This window comes from Enterobacter sp. GER_MD16_1505_Eko_090 (genome assembly GCF_003331015.1).
GTDB classification, from domain to species: domain Bacteria; phylum Pseudomonadota; class Gammaproteobacteria; order Enterobacterales; family Enterobacteriaceae; genus Enterobacter; species Enterobacter roggenkampii.
The window spans coordinates 1-17,818 of sequence record NZ_PUQF01000027.1; the positions used below are offsets into that span (position 1 = coordinate 1).

Annotated in this window: 15 protein-coding genes; 8 read left to right on the forward strand and 7 right to left on the reverse strand. The window is 50.6% G+C overall.

The window, feature by feature from the left end; translation table 11 throughout:
* Window positions 1–135: 135 nt before the first annotated feature.
* Window positions 136–438: a hypothetical protein gene (locus tag C6A40_RS22655; protein WP_047363209.1), complete on the forward strand. Its 303-nt coding sequence runs from the start codon at window positions 136–138 to the stop codon at window positions 436–438.
* A gap of 37 nt (window positions 439–475) precedes the next feature.
* Here the strand turns inward: C6A40_RS22655 and C6A40_RS22660 are convergent, their stop codons facing one another.
* The 7 genes from C6A40_RS22660 to C6A40_RS22695 form a co-directional block, all read right to left on the reverse strand.
* Window positions 476–3,319, reverse strand: coding sequence for an ATP-binding protein (locus tag C6A40_RS22660; RefSeq protein ID WP_114191418.1), 2,844 nt, complete (start codon window positions 3,317–3,319; stop codon window positions 476–478).
* Between the two features lie 108 nt (window positions 3,320–3,427).
* A complete protein-coding gene (locus tag C6A40_RS22665) occupies window positions 3,428–6,358 on the reverse strand; it encodes a DUF1156 domain-containing protein (protein WP_047363206.1) in 2,931 nt (976 codons plus the stop codon).
* Between the two features lie 13 nt (window positions 6,359–6,371).
* Window positions 6,372–6,821 (reverse strand): AAA family ATPase, encoded by a 450-nt coding sequence (locus tag C6A40_RS25360; protein ID WP_073970868.1) that lies wholly within the window; start codon window positions 6,819–6,821, stop codon window positions 6,372–6,374.
* On the reverse strand, window positions 6,818–10,360 hold the full coding sequence (locus tag C6A40_RS22675; RefSeq protein WP_114191419.1) for a helicase-related protein: 3,543 nt from the start codon (window positions 10,358–10,360) through the stop codon (window positions 6,818–6,820). Before C6A40_RS22675 ends, C6A40_RS25360 begins: the two co-directional genes overlap by 4 nt.
* Before the next feature lie 56 nt (window positions 10,361–10,416).
* Window positions 10,417–10,656 (reverse strand): HTH-like domain-containing protein, encoded by a 240-nt coding sequence (locus C6A40_RS22680; protein ID WP_008325051.1) that lies wholly within the window; start codon window positions 10,654–10,656, stop codon window positions 10,417–10,419.
* A gap of 521 nt (window positions 10,657–11,177) precedes the next feature.
* On the reverse strand, window positions 11,178–11,789 hold the full coding sequence (locus C6A40_RS22685; protein ID WP_008325050.1) for an inovirus Gp2 family protein: 612 nt from the start codon (window positions 11,787–11,789) through the stop codon (window positions 11,178–11,180).
* Between the two features lie 404 nt (window positions 11,790–12,193).
* Complete coding sequence (locus C6A40_RS22695; RefSeq protein ID WP_001547758.1) at window positions 12,194–12,400, reverse strand: helix-turn-helix transcriptional regulator; 207 nt, start codon at window positions 12,398–12,400, stop codon at window positions 12,194–12,196.
* Window positions 12,401–12,837: 437 nt separating this feature from the next.
* Here C6A40_RS22695 and C6A40_RS22700 point away from each other — a divergent pair, with 437 nt between their 5' ends.
* The 7 genes from C6A40_RS22700 (at window position 12,838) to ykfB (ending at window position 17,772) form a co-directional block, all read left to right on the forward strand.
* The gene (locus tag C6A40_RS22700) at window positions 12,838–13,764 is read left to right on the forward strand and encodes a hypothetical protein (RefSeq protein ID WP_047363202.1); all 927 of its coding nucleotides are present in this window, start codon (window positions 12,838–12,840) and stop codon (window positions 13,762–13,764) included.
* Between the two features lie 106 nt (window positions 13,765–13,870).
* A complete protein-coding gene (locus tag C6A40_RS22705; protein WP_001548935.1) occupies window positions 13,871–14,734 on the forward strand; it encodes a GTPase family protein in 864 nt (287 codons plus the stop codon).
* 91 nt (window positions 14,735–14,825) lie between these two features.
* Window positions 14,826–15,647 (forward strand): DUF932 domain-containing protein, encoded by an 822-nt coding sequence (locus C6A40_RS22710; RefSeq protein WP_001548934.1) that lies wholly within the window; start codon window positions 14,826–14,828, stop codon window positions 15,645–15,647.
* Window positions 15,648–15,864: 217 nt separating this feature from the next.
* The gene (locus C6A40_RS22715; RefSeq protein WP_008324530.1) at window positions 15,865–16,566 is read left to right on the forward strand and encodes a DeoR family transcriptional regulator; all 702 of its coding nucleotides are present in this window, start codon (window positions 15,865–15,867) and stop codon (window positions 16,564–16,566) included.
* A 36-nt stretch (window positions 16,567–16,602) separates the two neighbouring features.
* Complete coding sequence (ypjK, locus tag C6A40_RS22720; RefSeq protein ID WP_001115854.1) at window positions 16,603–16,839, forward strand: protein YpjK; 237 nt, start codon at window positions 16,603–16,605, stop codon at window positions 16,837–16,839.
* Window positions 16,839–17,282 carry a YfjS/YafY family lipoprotein gene (locus C6A40_RS22725; protein WP_008324520.1) on the forward strand — a complete coding sequence of 148 codons (444 nt, stop codon included), beginning with the start codon at window positions 16,839–16,841 and terminating at the stop codon, window positions 17,280–17,282. Before ypjK ends, C6A40_RS22725 begins: the two co-directional genes overlap by 1 nt.
* Before the next feature lie 22 nt (window positions 17,283–17,304).
* On the forward strand, window positions 17,305–17,772 hold the full coding sequence (ykfB, locus tag C6A40_RS22730; protein ID WP_001547765.1) for a protein YkfB: 468 nt from the start codon (window positions 17,305–17,307) through the stop codon (window positions 17,770–17,772).
* Window positions 17,773–17,818 lie beyond the last annotated feature (46 nt).

A 17,818-nucleotide genomic window follows, 5' to 3' on the forward strand; every position in this document is an offset into this window, starting at 1 on the left:
GCTCTGCTCCCGTGGCGGGTTACTCTGCCTGCCTGACCAGCTTCACTTCGTCAATACGGTTCTCACTGCACGCTTACAGTTAAGTCAACATTTTTGCTAGAATCTGCAGCTTAAATTATGCCAGAAAATCCGACAATGAAACTGCTAAACACCTATGATGACAAAAATGAAGCCGAAGAAGCACTGACGAAGCTCCTCGGTGAAAAACGCCTGGCCAGTGAACGAGATAGCACAGTGGTGATCTACAACCTATTTGGCCAACCTACTTGGGGTAACTTCCATCGTCTTGGCATGTTTAACTTGCCGGAGCTGCAGAAGATGTTGGAGCAGCGCAAGGCCGGGCATGTCATTGACAAAGCCAGACACAGTGAAATTTTGAGTATGCTGCGCTATGCCGCACAATCCTTCGAACTCACTATTCCGCAGCATTGGATGTGAAAAAGGCCGGAAAATCCGGCCTTCATTTTTTTGCGTTTTACTCTTCAAATTCAGCATTACCGAATTTCAGCATACTGCAGTTTTCTTTGATAGCTCGCTGTAAATTTGCATCAAACCCTTTCTCAGAGCGGGCATTAATCTCAATGGAGATCTCTACCTCAACACCGTATTGGCTGGCAAAATTTTGCACCACCTCGTCCATGATATTAGCAAAATCCATTTTGGCTCTGATGGCATCAAGTCGTACTGAACCATAAAACCGTGTTTTCTGGCTCTCTGTTATAATCACTTGACCAGTTCCAGAACCTGTATCCGTGTCCTTGCCGTCACCCGATTCGTCCTTATCGGTCCCATCGTGGCCGTCTTTATCCGGATCAACCCTCTTACGCTCTTCTTCACTCTTTTCACGGGCTTCTTGCTCCAACTTGGCTTGATAGCGCAGCGCAGCATCCCGGCTAATCAGAACGCTGTTCTCATCCAAAAACACGGTGGATGATTTGCCAAAAGCAAACCCTTCAAAGCGATCGTCACGTATACCGGACGCAAAAGCGAAGAAATCGGTACTCTTGACAGCCTCTTCTACAGTTCGACGCAATATTTGGTCATTAACTAAACGAGGCATATAGAGGTACTGACAGGCATCCTGCCAGACCTTCACTGCACTGACTGACTCTGCCCCGTTGGCAAAATAGTACTTTTCCAACAAATTACGCAGATGAACCGGTGACCACTCCTTGATCAACCACTCCTCTTCAGCCAGTTTACTTTCAATTTCCTGAATTAATTTAGGTGAGCTGGAAGAGATTTGCGACACCTCCCACTCTAGCTGCTGACCGGGATCCTGCAGCGGCGCCAGTAGCCACTTATAAGTGTCGCGGACCAAGCTATCAAACTGCTTCTTCGCCGTATCGCGATTACCCTTGGCTTGGGTCAAATGCGCCAGATCCTGATTCAACACTCCGTTTTCGATATCGGTAACGATAGAGTGCCAGGCCAGATACGTTCTCCCCTGATCTTTCAAACGATTCAGACTGTCATAATCGGCAGCGAGAAAGAACAGCCGATTTTGTTTCACACGTGGTTGCTCACCACGTTTAAACAAGATCACTTCGGCTGCTTTGAATGCCTGATTAGTACTGCTACTACGGCTATAAGCAGAAAATGCCGACGGCTCCAGTACCACCAAACGCGGTCCATTGCCGTATTCATCAAGCACATCGCTGGAAGGTGTGAAAACATGTATCCCGGCAAAACAGTGCTGGGAGCCAAAACACGCAGTCACTGACTTCTTAAGCAGCGGCGTCAACTCTTCACGTTCACTGACTTTACTCTTACGGGTTTCCATTTCCCGACGCAGATTAGGCTTAGTATCCAGCCAAAAACGATCTTTATCGCCATAAAGGTAGGTCAGACGATCACGCAGCCGAACCAACACATCCTTAAAGGTGGCCACTGTTTGCCCGGGCGAGCAGGCGCCCAGCATAATCCGCTCAGCCAGCAGGCCGCGATGCATCTGATCGCCTGTACTGGGTGCACTACCCAAAAACAGGGTACGCATCACCCTGCGAGCGGCGTGGAATTGGCCAAAACGGGTATCTTGATTATCGATATCTGCCGCTTCAGAGCGCGAGCCATCCACCTCTTTTTCTATGACCGGTTCCCAGCCTTGTGGCAAATAATGAATGCTCTTGCCACGCACATTGCTGTCATCAAGGGGCAACGACCCCGGCATGATCAGTGCATCGCGGTTATCCGCGACCCACAAGCGATGGATCACTATCGCCATATATTGCAACACCCCACGGGTGCGCTGAAACTTATCCAGCGTCGACCAGTCCTCATAAAGCCGGTCAAATACCTCCGGGTGGATCGGGTATGACTTGCACAGTCGGTCGTAATAGTGGCTGGATTGTGTTTCGTTCGGAAACTCCTGCGCATGCTGGCGATAGAAATCAGCATACTGCTGCGCAATACCCTGCACCTGAGCGGCATCACCAGCCGACTCAAACAAACGACGGCGCACAATCTCAAAGGCCTCTTCAGTGGCTACCGGCTTCCATACCGACTCAACCCGAGCAAAATATTTCTCCAGCGAATCCAGCGCCTTCTGCCCCATAGTGCCACCCACTTCCAAGGCCGACTCAGGCAAAGAAGCCAACAACATGGCATTGGGTACCGACTTCATCGCTTCAGTCAGCGCCTGAATAAAGGTGATATTGGAGTCGAAGGTTCCGGCATTAAACTGCTTGCCCACTTCCAACTGGCGCAAAAAAGCCACCAGCTCATCCATCAACACCACACAGGGTGCCGCCTTGGTCAGCAATTTGACTAACTGCTCTTTGCCTGGTGATGTGCCGTCGCGGTCACTGTCCGCCACTAGCTCATAGCCTTCATCGCCCAAAAGTTGCCAGGCTAACTCCCCCCACAGAGTATTGGCATGGATCACACCGTGCGTACGCGCTTGGCTCACCGACAGGTTAATCCCATCGATCACCGCCACTCGGGCACCAGGTAAGTCATGAATTCCTGCCGCATCCAAAATCGGCGGAATACCCTGCAAGCGATCCGTGGTCACTGTGCGTGAGGCTAAGTGATAGACCGCAAGCATGGTGTGAGTTTTACCGCCACCAAAAGCCGTTTGCAGTTGGATCACCGGGTCGCCGCCCTTGCCTGCCAGCCGCTCGGCGACCGACCCCAATAACAAGCGCATCCCTTCTGTGATAAAGGTGCGCGCAAAAAACTGCTCAGCATCCTGATATTCTGCTGGTGCAGAGCCATTAGCGACCTGAGTAATATCTGCCGCAAATTCCGACTGTTTAAAGGTGCCTTCCAGTACATCGCGATGCGGGCGCGCAATCTCGCGCCAAGGTTTCAGACTCATAATTTCATTATCCGTTTCAATCCAATTCAATATTGGCTTGGGGCTCCAAATTTATTGAGCAAAGAGGTGTCGTTGCCTCTCTGCTCAGGAACCTTCGGCTCCTCGTCTTTAGAGATCCAGGCTATAGCTTTCCCCCACTTGCCCACTGTCGGACATGGCGCTTTGCATCGCATCCCACGCGGTGACGAGTTCGTTATAGGCGCGGGCATCTTGGGCCCAACCTTTACGCTCGCAGAGGGTATAAAGGCGATAAGCCAGGGAGCGGATCGCATCGCTCTTGTCTGAGAGTCTCCCCAGCATGGCACCGGCGCCGCTGGCACCTTCGCTGTTGAGGATACGAATAAGCTGGTGCAGTCCTTCCCATACCGGAGTACGGTTATCGCGCTCTGGCGCCCAGTCAGTGGGCAATTCGGCCCATTTGAGTAGTTGCACCTCACCCTGGCCGCTACTTATCACTCCGGCCTCTTGCAAGCCTGCCACGCTGGTGCCCTTGGCGCGGGCTAATACGTCGGCTTCACCGAACTTACCCACGCGCCAGCCCTGCTGTTCAAACCAGTGCAGGCAGAATTGGGTATCGTTGTCAAAGTCATCTTCGGCCAAGAAGCGGTTAATCAGTTGCAGTGCTGTCTTCACGCTCATCTTGCTGCCATCAGCTTCGAGCACCGCGGAATATTTACTGAAGATGCCCATACCGGGGCCAATAATGGCTTGCGACAAGTCCACCGGCGCCACCGCTGATTGGCTTATCCCCAGGGCATCGATACTGCCCTGGGTCATTTCATCCAGCGCCTCAGGCAATACCCGGTTAAGTTCGCGGATAAACTGACGGCGGCTGATGCTGTCGGCATTCGCCGCGCGCTTATTGCACACCAGCACCACGCTGGAGGCCAACGCATTAGTGCCAGATGCAATCATTCGGTTAGCAAGTTCAGTTCGTATCGGCCAAGTACCGGAGATAGAGAAACCGGCATCGATCACTGCCTGTAAGAAGGTCTCCCAACCGGCGCTGGACGTGCCGTCCACCTTGGTCTCGGACTGTTTAAAGGCGTAATAAATGGTGACCGGAAATGCCGGGTGTGCCTGCTCGGCTAGTTGGCGAATAGCCTTACCCATGCCATCCAGAAAGAAGGCCTCGGCACCGGCTTTGCTGCCATGGCGATAGGGGGTCGCCACCAGTTCCTCAGCTTTAGGTACCGCCATGGTGGCATAGAGCCCGGGGAAGATCGGGCGCAGTGATTTGCGCAGCCAGATATAGAAAAAGTCCGACAAATCGGCATAACCGATATTGTCGTAGTACGGAGGATCGGTTGAGATTACTTTATCACGACTCACTGTCTGGTTTTGGGCATCAGCTTGTTTAGAATACCCTCCAATTCTCACCCCTAGTGGAAATGTTGCACAGAGATTATCTGCTGAATATTTAATGGCATTAATAAAACAGATTGACTTATCAATCATAAAGTTAGACTCAGGGAAATCCCACGTCATCGGCAATGCCTGACGCTTATAAGTCTGCATAACTTGCTCACCAGAGGGCTTCCAGGTCGCAATCGAACTACCGTAGTCTGCTAGACGATCTATTGCAAAAGCCAGATAAACGCCAACAGCCTGTGAATAAGCCGTTGCACCAGAACCGCCAGAATCGAGCCCGACACCATCATCCGCCATCCCAGCAGAAAGAGCATCTTCGCGGCAGCGAGTAATGGCTTCACTCACCAGCTCGGAGAAGGTGTTCAATGCCACCAATTGTCGGGCAGTGAACAAATCGCCGAATTTATCCAAACCGTAATTAGGTGTTTTAAAATCACGGGGGTTATTGGGCAAGGCCATTTCGGGTGACCATTCAGGTCTTGCTTGCAGTGCAACAGCAAGGTGTTCATCGGTCGGAGAGAGATACACTCGTCCCTTTTTACCTTCCGCGATAATCGCCATAAGTCGCTGTCCCATGCGCCCGGCGCGACCTTCACTGCGAATATATTTGTAATCGATAGGCGAGCCAGACATCAGGCAGATAAAAGCCGCCCGCTTGCCCGCGGTGGTGCCGCCTTTAGCCGATTCAGGTGGTGTACCGATCTTAACGGTAAAGTGGTAGCGATCCCCCTGCACCACCGGCTCAACATAGGCCTCTTTACCGGCTTTAGATGACAAAATAAAGGTGGAGGCAAGCGGCACCTCGACATGGGCAAAGGCCGGGCTCGGGCTCTTCACTGTGCGCGCCCACAGCCAGGCAATCACTGTCAACTCATCACCTTGGTAAGGCGCCAGATCCGGGCGCTCGGCGACTATCGCCTCGGTGATCAGCATCTTAGGGTAGAGATGGCCGATGCGCGCTTGCGCCTGCTCGCGCATCCAGACGCCATAGCGGCGCACATCTTCCGCCAGCCCCTTGGCACCAGACCAGTCTTCAAAGGCATCCTGAGTCGCTTTTTTCTTGCTGGTCTTATCGCTTGGCACGTCTGGCCCCACTGGCTTACGGCCAGCAAACTTGGGCGGGATTTCTATCATGGCTTTGTTAATCGTGACCGCCACCGGATTTAGGTCGGAGGCATAGGACTCAAGTCCCAAACGCTGGGCCTCCAACGGCAGCGCGCCGCCGCCAGCGAAGGGGTCGTGAAAGCCGGGCAATTTATCGGGGTTAAACAGTTTGGCCGCATCTGGGTGGTCTTTATTAAGAGCACAGATTTCGCGCCAGCTCTCCATGATGGCCGCGCGCGCCTGATTAAGTACCGCTTCGTTATTGGTGTTTTCCCACTTCACCAGCTCGCGCAGGATATTAAACAGCTTTTCACGCTTCTTGGCGGCTTCTTGCTTGTTAACCCCATACTTAAACCCCGCCCCTTGCTGATAACCGGGGTCGTTAACCATCTGGGCAAAGATGACCGCCCGTGCGGCAGGCAAAGGACGACGCGCCCACCAAAGGTGGAGGCCTCTAGGATGAGAACCTATACCTGGTTGTTTTTCATGAGCGCAGGCTGCATTGATATCATCGAGCGGCAGCGCCACCTCAATCAGTTTTTTGGGGGATTTGATGGGTGTCATGATTTTTCCAACATTAAATGGATGCAGCAATCAGCGCGCGAAAAGGCGATGACTGCAAAAATTGATCAAAATCGTCTGGCGCCGTTTTTAGCATAGTTACAGCTTGGGTGAACCATTTTTTCCGTTCAATGACCAGATTTGGATCCTTATTCAACCCCAGCATGTCACGTATTTGTACAACTGGGTGACGCTGCCTTCTGGTCAGTGTGGGTAATATCGGTTCCATTTCTTGCCCGCGGCGTTCAATACGCATATCTTCAATCTGAATGGCGGCCGACTTGCCTGTTTGGCTACCTAGATCAAAGCCTTTGACAAAGGTCCATAGCGCAATGCGTACTGCATCAAGGATCGTAGTTTTACCCGTACCATTGGGGGCGATTAACACAGTCAACTGCGGGTGGAAAGTCACATCGAGCTGCTCAAAACATCGAAAGTTTTTTAAGCTAACTTGTTCAATTTTCATAAGCTTCCTTCAGCATCGGTGGATCGTGCCAGCAAATCCGCTAAGTCGTAATTGATGCTCGCCACTCCCAGATCGGGTTCTTTGGTGAAAGGTTGGCGAAGGTAGTACGGGCCTTCAGCCTTGTCCCCCTCTACCAGTACGATGGCCAGCAAAAATTTGTCTGCCTGATTGAGGGCATAGAGGATCTCATTACGACTGACGGTGATGGTCGTCTGTCCTTTGCTGCGGCCTTTCACTTCAATGTGACGATCTTGTGGCAAGGAGCCATCACTTTTGAGTGGCGGGCGCGCGGTGAGATCCCATCCACATTTATCCGCTGCTACATCAATAACCATGTGGCCTAACGCTTGTTCCGCATCGGTTACCGCCTGCATCGCGGCCCGTTCTATATGGGCGCGGCTAGCCGCATCGGGGCTAAACATGACCTCCCCCTTACGTTTGGCCAATAGCCCCTGCGGGATCACCAGAGCACTACCAATGACCACCGGGGTGCTGGAGACCACCTGCTTGAGCGCAGTGAGTTCAGCTGTGCGCTGCTGTAAACGGGCGGTAAGTTCATCAACGCGCCGACGCGCGTTTTCTGGCTGCATTCTGGGCTGCTTGCCAGACTTCACATCATCACTAAGTTTGAGATAGCGGTCTTGCCAATAGTTGATTTCTTTGATCAAGCGCTCATGTACTGCTGCCAAAGTTTTGTCTGCCTGCAGCTCACGCCGGTTTTTTACTTCAGCAAAATGCTCTGGCACCAGTTTTTCAGAGGCCAGCTGCAGTGCCAGTGGTTCCAGTGGTTGGGATAACCAAGGGGAGCAGAGAATATCTTGTACTAGTGCCAAGTCCCCCTCGCTGATGGGCACTAAGTCCAAGTGTGGCGCCCAGCCTGCATAACTGGCCTGACAGGCCCTATCTATCGCAACAAATTGCAAGCGGCGGGAGGCGATACTTTTTGCTTGTTCCGCCGTTTCTCTGACCGTGTGTTCCAACATAATGATCAGGTGGGGTTCATTACCATCATCAGCCGGATCAACCAACACGGCGCCCTGTTTCAGTTTGCCGCGATGGGCTTGCAAGGTAAGGTCCAGCACGGAATGCATCAGAGGATGCACCGGATGCAACAGCTCAGCTAACACCTTGCCAGTAGGACGAGTTAACTGCTTTTCGAAGCAGACCCGCTCGTAACGCGGTAGTACCGGCGTACGGCTTTCCCCTATGGTGCGATCTCGCTCGCGGATAACAGCTGGGACATGCCTGATCTCGTATCGGCCTTGTTCGCGCTCGCGCAAATCGCCCCCCAACCTTTGGAAGGCCTCCTGAAAGAAGGCTCGGATAAAAAAGGGCTGCAAACGGCGCGCTTCGGCTTTTTCCATCTGCTCTTTGATGGCGTACAGCCCTTCCATTCCCATGTGGGATTCCACCAGGGCGTTGCGGCGCATGATCTCCTTGAGGTGGTCGCTGTCCAGTGCCCCCTCAATTGCTTGGTCCATTCTGGCGCGCACAGCAGGATCTTCTCCATAGCGAATGGCATCCATTAGCAACTGTTTGAGTGAAACGTTATCGAACGCCTCCCCCAAGATATCGAATACTTTGCCGCCAAGTGCTTGTTTCTCAATTTCTAACTTGGCGAACAGTTTTTGGAATACTTCACCTTCACGGGTTTCATTGGCGACAATGTTCCACAGGTGGCACACCTCTTTTTGGCCAATTCGGTGAATCCTGCCAAAGCGCTGTTCCAGTCGATTGGGGTTCCATGGCAGGTCATAGTTGACCATCAAGTTGGCGTTTTGCAGGTTGACACCTTCACCCGCAGCGTCGGTGGCAATGAGCACCAACACTGTGGGGTCACTGCGAAACTCACTCTGGATTTTACGCCGCTCATCACGGTTGGTTCCGCCGTAAATCACCCTGACAGCATTTGACTGGCCAAGCAGATCACCGACTCGTTGACGCAAGTAATTGAGCGTGTCTTTATGCTCGGTAAAGATGATCAGTTTGCGACGACTACCATCGCGGTTTTTCATTTCCGGCGAGTCTTGCAGTAAAGCGGATAGCTGTTCCCACTTTTTATCATTACCTGATTGCACCAACAGCAGTGCTTGTTTTTCCAGATCCTTGAGTGACAGGATTTCGGCGTCGAGCTCTAATATGGTCTCGGCTGCAGTAGCCTGATCTGCTACTTGCTCAGCATAGAGTTCGTACTCTTCGGCGCTTAAGTCTTCATCCAGTTCGTCCCAATTATCCGGTAAATCGAGCTGTTTAGTCACTGTATAGCTACCCAGCGTTTCAGCCACACCTGTTTGTTTCGCCTTCTGGCCACGGGCCAACAGCTTCATTTCTGCAAGCTTGTCTTTAAGACGATTACGACGTCGTTTTAACGATTGATAGATCGCCTCCGGGCTGGATGCCAATCGTCGTTGCAATTGTGTTAGTGCAAAGCCAACTGTGTTTTTTTTCTTGTTGTCGAGTTTGTCGGCTCGATTCATCTCTTCTCTTACATACGTGGTGACCTGCTCATAAAGACTTGCTTCGAGAGGAGAAAGATCATAGTTGGCTGTATAGGCTCGACGCTCAGGAAATAACGGTGTGCCATCAAAGGTCAATAGCTCTTCTTTCACCATTCTGCGCATCATGTCAGTAATATCGACTTTATGGGCGCCTTCGCGAAACTTGCCATAGAATCGATCACTATCGAGCAGTGACATCCAGACCTGAAAGTCTTCTTCCTTGCCGTTGTGTGGCGTGGCTGTCATCAACAAAAAATGGCGGCAAATAGATCCAAGCAGCTCTCCCAGTGTGAAGCGCTTGGTTTTATTGATTTTGTTACCAAAATAGTTCGCTGAGAGTTTGTGCGCTTCGTCGACGATGATCAAATCCCAGTCGGTATTACGCAGCTTTTCTTGTAGCTCTTCGCTACGGGAAAGCTGATCCAGACGGCAAATCAGGCGATCTGTTTCGGTAAAGAAATTGCCCGTTGCACACTGTTCCTGCTTTTCTTTGCTGAAGATTTCAAATTGCAGGCCAAACTTTTCAAATAGTTCGTCTTGCCATTGTTCGGTCAGTGAGCCAGGCGATACCACCATAATCCGTCTGGCATCAGCTCGCAGCAGCAGCTCAGAAATGAACAAGCCAGCCATAATCGTTTTGCCCGCGCCAGGATCATCGGCCAAGACATAGCGCAGCGGCTGCTTAGGTAGCATATATTCGTAAACAGCTGAAATTTGGTGCGGCAAGGGGTCAACATTGGCCATGTTGACAGCCATCATCGGATCAAACAGAGCTGCCTGTGATATCCGATATGCTTCCAGCCCCAGTTTGAAATCGCCTCCGTCAGCATCAAAAGCCCATGCTCGGCCCACTGTCGCGAGCTCAAGCGCCATCTCATCACTTCGAAACAACATGCGTTCTGCCAATACGCCCTTACTGTCTTTGTAGTAAACAGTCAGAGCGTGCTCACCGATCTGCTCCACTGTCACCACGCGAACCACTTGCCCTTCGACAATGCCGCGGACCTGAGCATCTTTCTTGATCTCTTCGAGCTTGAGCATGTTGTTCCTTAATAACTTGCTGGTTTATAAACCGGTTTTCGCGAAGTTGAACGATATTAGAGCTTGTAGGTATCGAGCCCAGCAAGCTTTAGTCGAGTAGTCAGATTACGCATCTTGCTGAATTCGGTACCAAGGCTCTCTTTGAGCCCAACCCCTTCACAAAACTCCCGCGAAGTCACGTGTTTAAGCTCATCTGCATATTTGAGCATTTGCAGATGTAGCTCGACTGTATATTGGTTGCGAGGTGCAACTGACAAGGCATGCTTGATCTGCTGATAGATCTCTTGTTCAGACACTAATGACTCCAAGTAAATTAATACAGCTAATTTAGCTAAATTAGCTACTGAATACCGTCAGTGCAAGCATCATCAACCTTTGGCGTTACTCAACTGACTATTTTTTGTTCTGCCGATTATTCATTACTCGGTAAACATTCGTACCTTCCCTAAACCTCGCGCAAATCAAGTGATCATTTCCCCATCAACCACGAGGGAGGTCTACTATCATCGGCACGCTTCAGACAGGCCAACGTATCGATTCTGCAAACTGTACCGTCAGACGTTCGCAGACTACCTAGGCTAACCCCATGCCAGGTCACCTGCACTCCGGTTTTCGGGTTGCTATCCGCACATTGCCCAGCGCAACCTCACTGTAAGTCGTGCTATCACTACTCTTGATGTTACCCAAGGGATTGCAGTGCCAAGTGGCCCCAGTGACCCCACAGGCAATTGTCTGAAGCCTTAAAGACTCAAAAGCAGGTATTAGAGCCAAGCTAAGGGGCTGGCTCTAATACCTAGGCTGGGCAGCAGGATTTATATCAGGACTGACTGCAGCCAAACGAGCGTTCATCTCGGCTGTATGACTTGGTCCGTTCCTTCGCAAAGTAGCTCAGACGGAAAGTGAGCTTATCGTAAACCGCACGATAGTCTGTGGCGTTGGCATCCAGATAATACAGGGGATTATCTGGGATGTGGACCAACGTTCGGTATTCGGGGTAAGGGCCTAGTTGCAAAGCGCTCAGCCAGGCTTCACGTATCAGGCTGGCTAATCCCGTTCCCCCTTCTCCATAGCTCCCAAGTCCATTGAATGTGTCTTTGTTCACGAAAAGTACCATGTGGTAATGGGACTTCTCGTTTATTTCTCCCACTTCCCGAACCCAGGCGTAACGCAACTGGCATGGGTAGCTCCTGATGCCATTCTTTATTTTATTTCGGTACCGAGCATCGATTTTTGCATTAAGCGATTCAATGAAACGGGATATCAGACCACTATTCCTATTACAGTTGTCATCAGGCAGACGTAGATCGACACGGACAGCCATTGTCCTTGGGTGTTGTGCTATAGCGTTATCAATTACACCCAGCATCCGTTGCAAATACGTTGTATTGAATGGGGCATGACGTTGGTCAAGATAAATATCATTAAGCATAATAGATTCCTGTGATCTGAATATCGGGCAGGACGGAACCTTACCCGCGATGGTTGAGGTAATTAGGTGGTATCAAATCTGGCTTATTGAGTTTGTGTTGGATGTTAGTTGGGTGATGCTGACTAAATTGCTTGGTGTGTATTGCGTAGGTGTGTATTACTGGAATATTGGGGTTTATGTACTGATATATATTAACAATCCGTCACGTATTAATACTCAACATTCAGGCCAGATGCGGTTTGATATTTCATTGTGTTAAATTATTTACTCCGAAGTTAATGTCGTCTGAAAAAAATGATTAAGGGGTGGCTATAACTTATTTCAATCACGGTGCATGATCAGAGTGTCATTTAAAATTAAGCAGCAAAAAGGGCATGGAATTTGATAAACACAGTCCAAAATATTTAATTTCTGGAATCATTAATTTTAGCCTGCAACCACTCCTCCAGGTCGCTTTTTAACCAGCGAGAAGCTCTACCCATCTTAATGGGTTTCGGAAATACCCCTTCCTGTATCAACTTATAGAACCATTTATCACTCAGGCCAGTAAGGCGTGTGATAAACTTCATATCGATGAACTCATCTTCCAGTAGTGCAGGTTTCGTTTTCATGCTGAGTGTCCCGTTGCGAGAAGAGCACCGGAGCAGGCGATAACTAATTGTTCACGCCTTCTCCTCCACATGAATGGGGTGTGACGTAAAAAAGATCGGGAGAGAACCGTGGAACCACCCGACTGAGAATGAATAGATACGGAAAACCTCGTGTAACGCTGTTCTCTGACCGTTACAATTTGACGGATGTCGAAACTTTGTAGAGTGCAACCATGAAAATTATTCAGAGTGGTGAGTTGATCAGTACTCTCCCCCAATTTACCAGAGGCAGAAAAATCACAGGAGAAAACCAGCCATTAATCACTTACTAATCAGTCAGTAATCACTACTTTATCATTAAAAAATCAGTCAACAGTCACCTTGCAGATGCCAAATCATCATGGTTCATTTATACTTTTGAAAGCATCGGACAGATGTGATATCACACTGGAGGGTACATGCTTAGGTATGACGAAGTGAGAGAGGAGTTCTTTTCCCTTTACGTTCTGAGTCTGTATTACAACGAAGATTACATTAAGCAGGCGAGTAATTTTGACACGCCTGAGGAATTTCAAAAACTCATTAATCATATATTGAACACTAAATTCCCATTCAATAATGAAGCAATACAAAGTGCGTGTGCTTACTTGAAAAAACAGTTCCATTACAAAATCATTGACAAAGAGAAGTTCGATTGTTTCAAAGGTTCTGATAGAGGATCGTGGTTTGCCTTAATGTATATATATAACAACAGAATCAGTCCTGAAACCTCCTCGAACGTGAATATCTTTGCACAAGATAATATTTACAACCCAAACTCAACTTCTGCATCCTTTTTTGAATTTGAAAACATTGATGAAATTAAAAATTTCTCACTTGATGAAGCGCAAGCCGAAATGCAGGTGGGCATTTCTCCTAGCAAAAAAGGAAAGGATAGAGACATACCGGAAAAATATACGCGTGACTTTTACTTTTCACTTGGCGCAGACCCCAAAGAATACAGCCCAAACACAACATCTGAACAAGAGCGAATTTGTATCCTGATGAGGTTTATCGATTTTGCACCTGCAAGCTTAAAGAAGAAAATTTCTTATTTTCGCAAGTTGCATGATAAATGGTTAAATCAATATAATACATTCCTTACTGATTATGACTGGTTAGATAAAAAAGATGAAGAACAAGCCATCTATTGCTGGGAGTATCTGAGAAATAAAAACATGATCCCCCTCTATTTAAAACCATATAACACTGCAATGAGAATACAGATGATCATTGCATGCATGGATAGTTGGGACACTGGAGTTGAAGAAAAATATTTCTTTATTCAGAAAATGAAGCATGCTTGGCAGCAGGCTGTTTCATCACGTAAAAAAGACAAAAAGTAGATCAAGTTAATAATTTTCAGATATATATCATCCCTTTGAACATACCAGATTAACGGTGGAATCTCACGATTCTGCCGTTTTTGTATTATTTTTCAGAGGAGTAGTAATGAACAATTCTGAAGGATTGAAGCCGTTTCAGCAATCGCTCGCTGGTCTGCCACAGTGGGTGTCTGAACGTATATTGCAGCAGATAAATCAGTTAACCCGCTACGAGCCAGTGATCGGCATTATGGGTAAAACCGGTGTTGGGAAGAGCAGTCTGTGCAATGCCCTGTTTGCCGGAGATATATCACCGGTCAGCGATGTGGCTGCATGTACCCGTGAGCCACTGCGCTTTCGCCTGCAAGTCGGCGACCGCTATATGACGCTGGTGGACCTGCCCGGCGTGGGCGAAAGTGGTGCTCGCGATACCGAGTATGCTGCGATGTACCGCGAACAACTCCCCCGGCTCGACCTGGTTCTGTGGCTGATTAAGGCCGATGACCGGGCGCTGGCGGTGGATGAACATTTTTATCATCAGGTGATTGGAGAGGTATACCGGCATAAGGTGCTGTTTGTTATCAGCCAGTCGGATAAGGCCGAACCCACCAGCGGTGGGGGACCGTTGTCCACGGCGCAGAAGCAGAATATCAGCCGCAAAATCTGTCTGCTGCATGAGCTGTTCCAGCCCGTACATCCGGTGTGTGCCGTGTCGGTCCGTCTTCAGTGGGGACTGCGGGTGATGGCCGAGCGAATGATTAAGTGCCTGCCACGTGAGGCCACCAGCCCGGTGGTGTCGCAACTCCAGTCTTCCTTTCGCACGACGGTAGTCCGGGAACAGGCTCGTAGCGATTTTGGTGAAACCGTCGGGGCCGTACTCGATAGCATCAGTGCCTTTCCCCTGATACCCGCCCCGGTACGGGCTGTCATTCAGGCCGTGCGCACCACGGTGGTGTCAGTGGCCCGCGCCGTCTGGGATTTCTTCTTCTGAGTATTTAACCCATCCCTGTTACTTCCCTGCCCCTGTCGCAGATGCGACGGGGATCCCTTTTATTTGTTTTCCCGTTATGAGGAGTCTGCTTATGACCCGTCTGGCTTCGCGCTTTGGCGCAGCAAATCTTATCCGTCGCGACCGTCCGTTAACCCGCGAAGAGCTGTTTCGCGTGGTGCCCAGTGTATTCAGTGAGGACAAACATGAATCCCGTAGTGAACGCTACACCTATATACCCACCATCTCCTTGCTGGACAGCCTTCAGCGCGAAGGCTTCCAGCCGTTCTTTGCCTGTCAGACCCGGGTACGCGACCCGGGTCGACGCGAGCACACAAAACACATGCTACGCCTTCGTCGGGAGGGGCAGATTACCGGTAAACAGGTACCAGAAATTATCCTGCTCAACTCCCATGATGGCACCAGTTCGTACCAGATGTTGCCGGGTTTATTTCGTGCGGTTTGTCAGAACGGGCTCGTCTGCGGTGAGTCATTTGGCGAGGTGCGTGTGCCGCACAAAGGCGATGTAGTGAGTCAGGTGATTGAGGGGGCCTATGAAGTGCTGGGCATTTTTGACCGTGTGGAGGAGAAGCGGGATGCGATGCAGTCGTTGCTGTTGCCACCACCTGCGCAGCAGGCACTGGCAAAAGCCGCGCTGACGTACCGCTTTGGTGAGGACCACCAGCCGGTGACTGAGTCGCAGATCCTCTCCCCGCGCCGCTGGCAAGATGAGAGTAGCGACCTGTGGACCACGTACCAGCGTATTCAGGAGAACCTGATTAAGGGTGGGCTCAGTGGCCGTAATGCCAAAGGAGGACGGTCACATACCCGTGCCGTTCGCGGTATCGACGGGGACGTGAAACTTAACCGGGCACTGTGGGTGATGGCGGAAGCGATGCTCACGCAACTGCAGTGACCGTTTAATGTTGCCGCTTTGTTAATATCGGACACCACCTGTCCGCATCGCACCGTGCTGGCGGTCCTCACTCACTGAGTGAATGGCCTGTAACCCCCGCTGCCTCTGGCTTTTGCAGAAATGAAAAATAGTTTCTGTGATGTCCATACCCTGTCCGACCCCCTCTTTAAAGTAATCACATCATTTTCAGTCAGTTAACTTTCACGGAGAACGTCTCATGACACAGGCAGAACGCCGCCATGACCGGCTGGCTGTCAGGCTGTCACTGATAATCAGCCGTCTGGTGGCAGGGGAAACACTGAGTGTGCGTAAGCTGGCCGCTGAGTTTGGTGTGTCGGTGCGCACGCTGCGGCGTGATTTTCGTGAGCGGCTGATGTATCTGGACCTGGAGTATCAGTCCGGATATTGCCGCTTACGTACTGCGGGCAGTGAGACGCAGATGGTGCCCGACGTGCTTATCTTTGCCCACCGCAGCGGGATGGCCGGTCTTTTCCCTGGCTTTGACCGTCGTCTGGTAAACGCACTGCTGATGTGCGATGAGTCTCCCTGCGTAATCGCACCCGCCAGTCCGGCTCCTTCGCCATCAGGCGCATTGTCTTTCTGGCGACTGATTCAGGCCATTACCGGGCGCAGGCGGGTGACGCTGATTGCCGAGGGGCAGCGCTGTGAGCGGCTGGCTCCCTGCCGGTTACTTATCCACCAGCAGGCCTGGTATCTGGTGGCAGAGCACGACGGACATATCGCCGTATTCACCCTGAATGAAATCCATCTGGTTCAACCCCTGCAGGAGTCTTTTCGCCGCAACGACAGTCTGTGCAGTCTGGTTGAAGACCCGGTGTTTATTCAGGCCTTACCCCATTTTCGCTTTATCCAGCAGTCGCTGCTTGCGTTTGTTCCGGCCGACAGCCCACCGGAATAGTGCAGGTCTATCTCAACTCATCCGCAGGGAGAGCCTATGCCATTTATTGCCATTATCGCCATTGTTGTCATCGTCATCATTCTGAACAAAACCGGGGTGTCCGACAGCCTCACGGCCCTGACCCTTGCCACCGTTGCCGCACTGCTGACGGGCGGAGGGGCAGCCGGTGCGGCCAGTGTCGCACTGACACCGTTCGTCGGCGTGCCGGTGGGTATTTTCGTCGGCATTTATGTCTTTGCCAAAGTGGTTCGTCTGATTTCAGGAAAAAAATAATGAAACGTAAAACACTGCCTCTGCTGGTGCTGGTTGCCACCACGCTGTTTCTCAGCGCATGCGATAACAGAAGTGATGACCTGAAGGCCATCAGCAAATTTAAGGATCTAACCCCACCGCGTTTCAGTGATGTGGTCAGCCACCAGGATGATGTCAGCGAAGAATGGTCACAGGTTGACTACTTATCCGGTCCCACCTTGCAGGTTTTACGTACCCACCAGTCGCCCGATGGCTGCGAGGATGGCAGTTACTACTACCTCGTGGATATGCAGGAAAAAACCGTCCAGCCACTGATGAATGCGCTGTGTATTGCCGATAACATCAAACTGGAATACCAGGAGGTGACGGACCCGTATACCAAAGAAAAATACTTTGAGTACGCCCATGACGGCAAACTGATGGGGCGACTGCTGATACCCTCAAACCCTGAGAACCAGGAATAAAACAACGACAAAGGAGACAAGAATGACAATACTTTCACTAAGTCGGTTTATGCTGGCGGGTGTACTGCTCGCGAGCTTTAATGCCTCTGCTATCCCGGGGTTCTGGCAGCAGGGTTACGGTCAGGGCAATACGGAATACAGCGTGACCGAAGCCAGCGGAAAGACGTTTACCATCAACTGCACAGGGAACCCGGACCAGAATGGTTTCTATCAGCATTCAGTCTTTCTTACCCTTGCCGATGACAAGATGGTCAGTTCGCACGATGACGACACTACTATCACCGTAGTGATGGATCACCAGCAGTACATTATTCCGTCCAGCCTGGGCTGGCGTAACGGCGATAACGCCTGGTTTGACTTCATCAGCAATATCTCTGAGGCCGGGCAGTTCGACGTCTACGTCAATGACCACAAAGCAGGGACCTTCACTGCGGACCGGAAGAACGCTGAGAAAGTTCTGTCCACTCTCGGAGACTGCAGCAACGACTGATAGTAGTATCTTCCCCAGCAAATCCACCCCGACAGCTAGCAGGCTG

Excerpts from the sequence above, each read along its gene's own strand:
- C6A40_RS22655 (WP_047363209.1), top strand. The coding sequence starts at position 136 with ATGAAACTGCTAAACACCTATGATGACAAAAATGAAGCCGAAGAAGCA.
- C6A40_RS22660 (WP_114191418.1), bottom strand. The coding sequence starts at position 3,319 with ATGAGTCTGAAACCTTGGCGCGAGATTGCGCGCCCGCATCGCGATGTA.
- ypjK (WP_001115854.1), top strand. The coding sequence starts at position 16,603 with ATGCCATTTATTGCCATTATCGCCATTGTTGTCATCGTCATCATTCTG.
- C6A40_RS22710 (WP_001548934.1), top strand. The coding sequence starts at position 14,826 with ATGACCCGTCTGGCTTCGCGCTTTGGCGCAGCAAATCTTATCCGTCGC.
- C6A40_RS22675 (WP_114191419.1), bottom strand. The coding sequence starts at position 10,360 with ATGCTCAAGCTCGAAGAGATCAAGAAAGATGCTCAGGTCCGCGGCATT.
- C6A40_RS22665 (WP_047363206.1), bottom strand. The coding sequence starts at position 6,358 with ATGACACCCATCAAATCCCCCAAAAAACTGATTGAGGTGGCGCTGCCG.
- C6A40_RS22725 (WP_008324520.1), top strand. The coding sequence starts at position 16,839 with ATGAAACGTAAAACACTGCCTCTGCTGGTGCTGGTTGCCACCACGCTG.
- C6A40_RS22715 (WP_008324530.1), top strand. The coding sequence starts at position 15,865 with ATGACACAGGCAGAACGCCGCCATGACCGGCTGGCTGTCAGGCTGTCA.
- C6A40_RS22700 (WP_047363202.1), top strand. The coding sequence starts at position 12,838 with ATGCTTAGGTATGACGAAGTGAGAGAGGAGTTCTTTTCCCTTTACGTT.
- C6A40_RS22685 (WP_008325050.1), bottom strand. The coding sequence starts at position 11,789 with ATGCTTAATGATATTTATCTTGACCAACGTCATGCCCCATTCAATACA.
- C6A40_RS25360 (WP_073970868.1), bottom strand. The coding sequence starts at position 6,821 with ATGAAAATTGAACAAGTTAGCTTAAAAAACTTTCGATGTTTTGAGCAG.
- ykfB (WP_001547765.1), top strand. The coding sequence starts at position 17,305 with ATGACAATACTTTCACTAAGTCGGTTTATGCTGGCGGGTGTACTGCTC.
- C6A40_RS22705 (WP_001548935.1), top strand. The coding sequence starts at position 13,871 with ATGAACAATTCTGAAGGATTGAAGCCGTTTCAGCAATCGCTCGCTGGT.
- C6A40_RS22695 (WP_001547758.1), bottom strand. The coding sequence starts at position 12,400 with ATGAAAACGAAACCTGCACTACTGGAAGATGAGTTCATCGATATGAAG.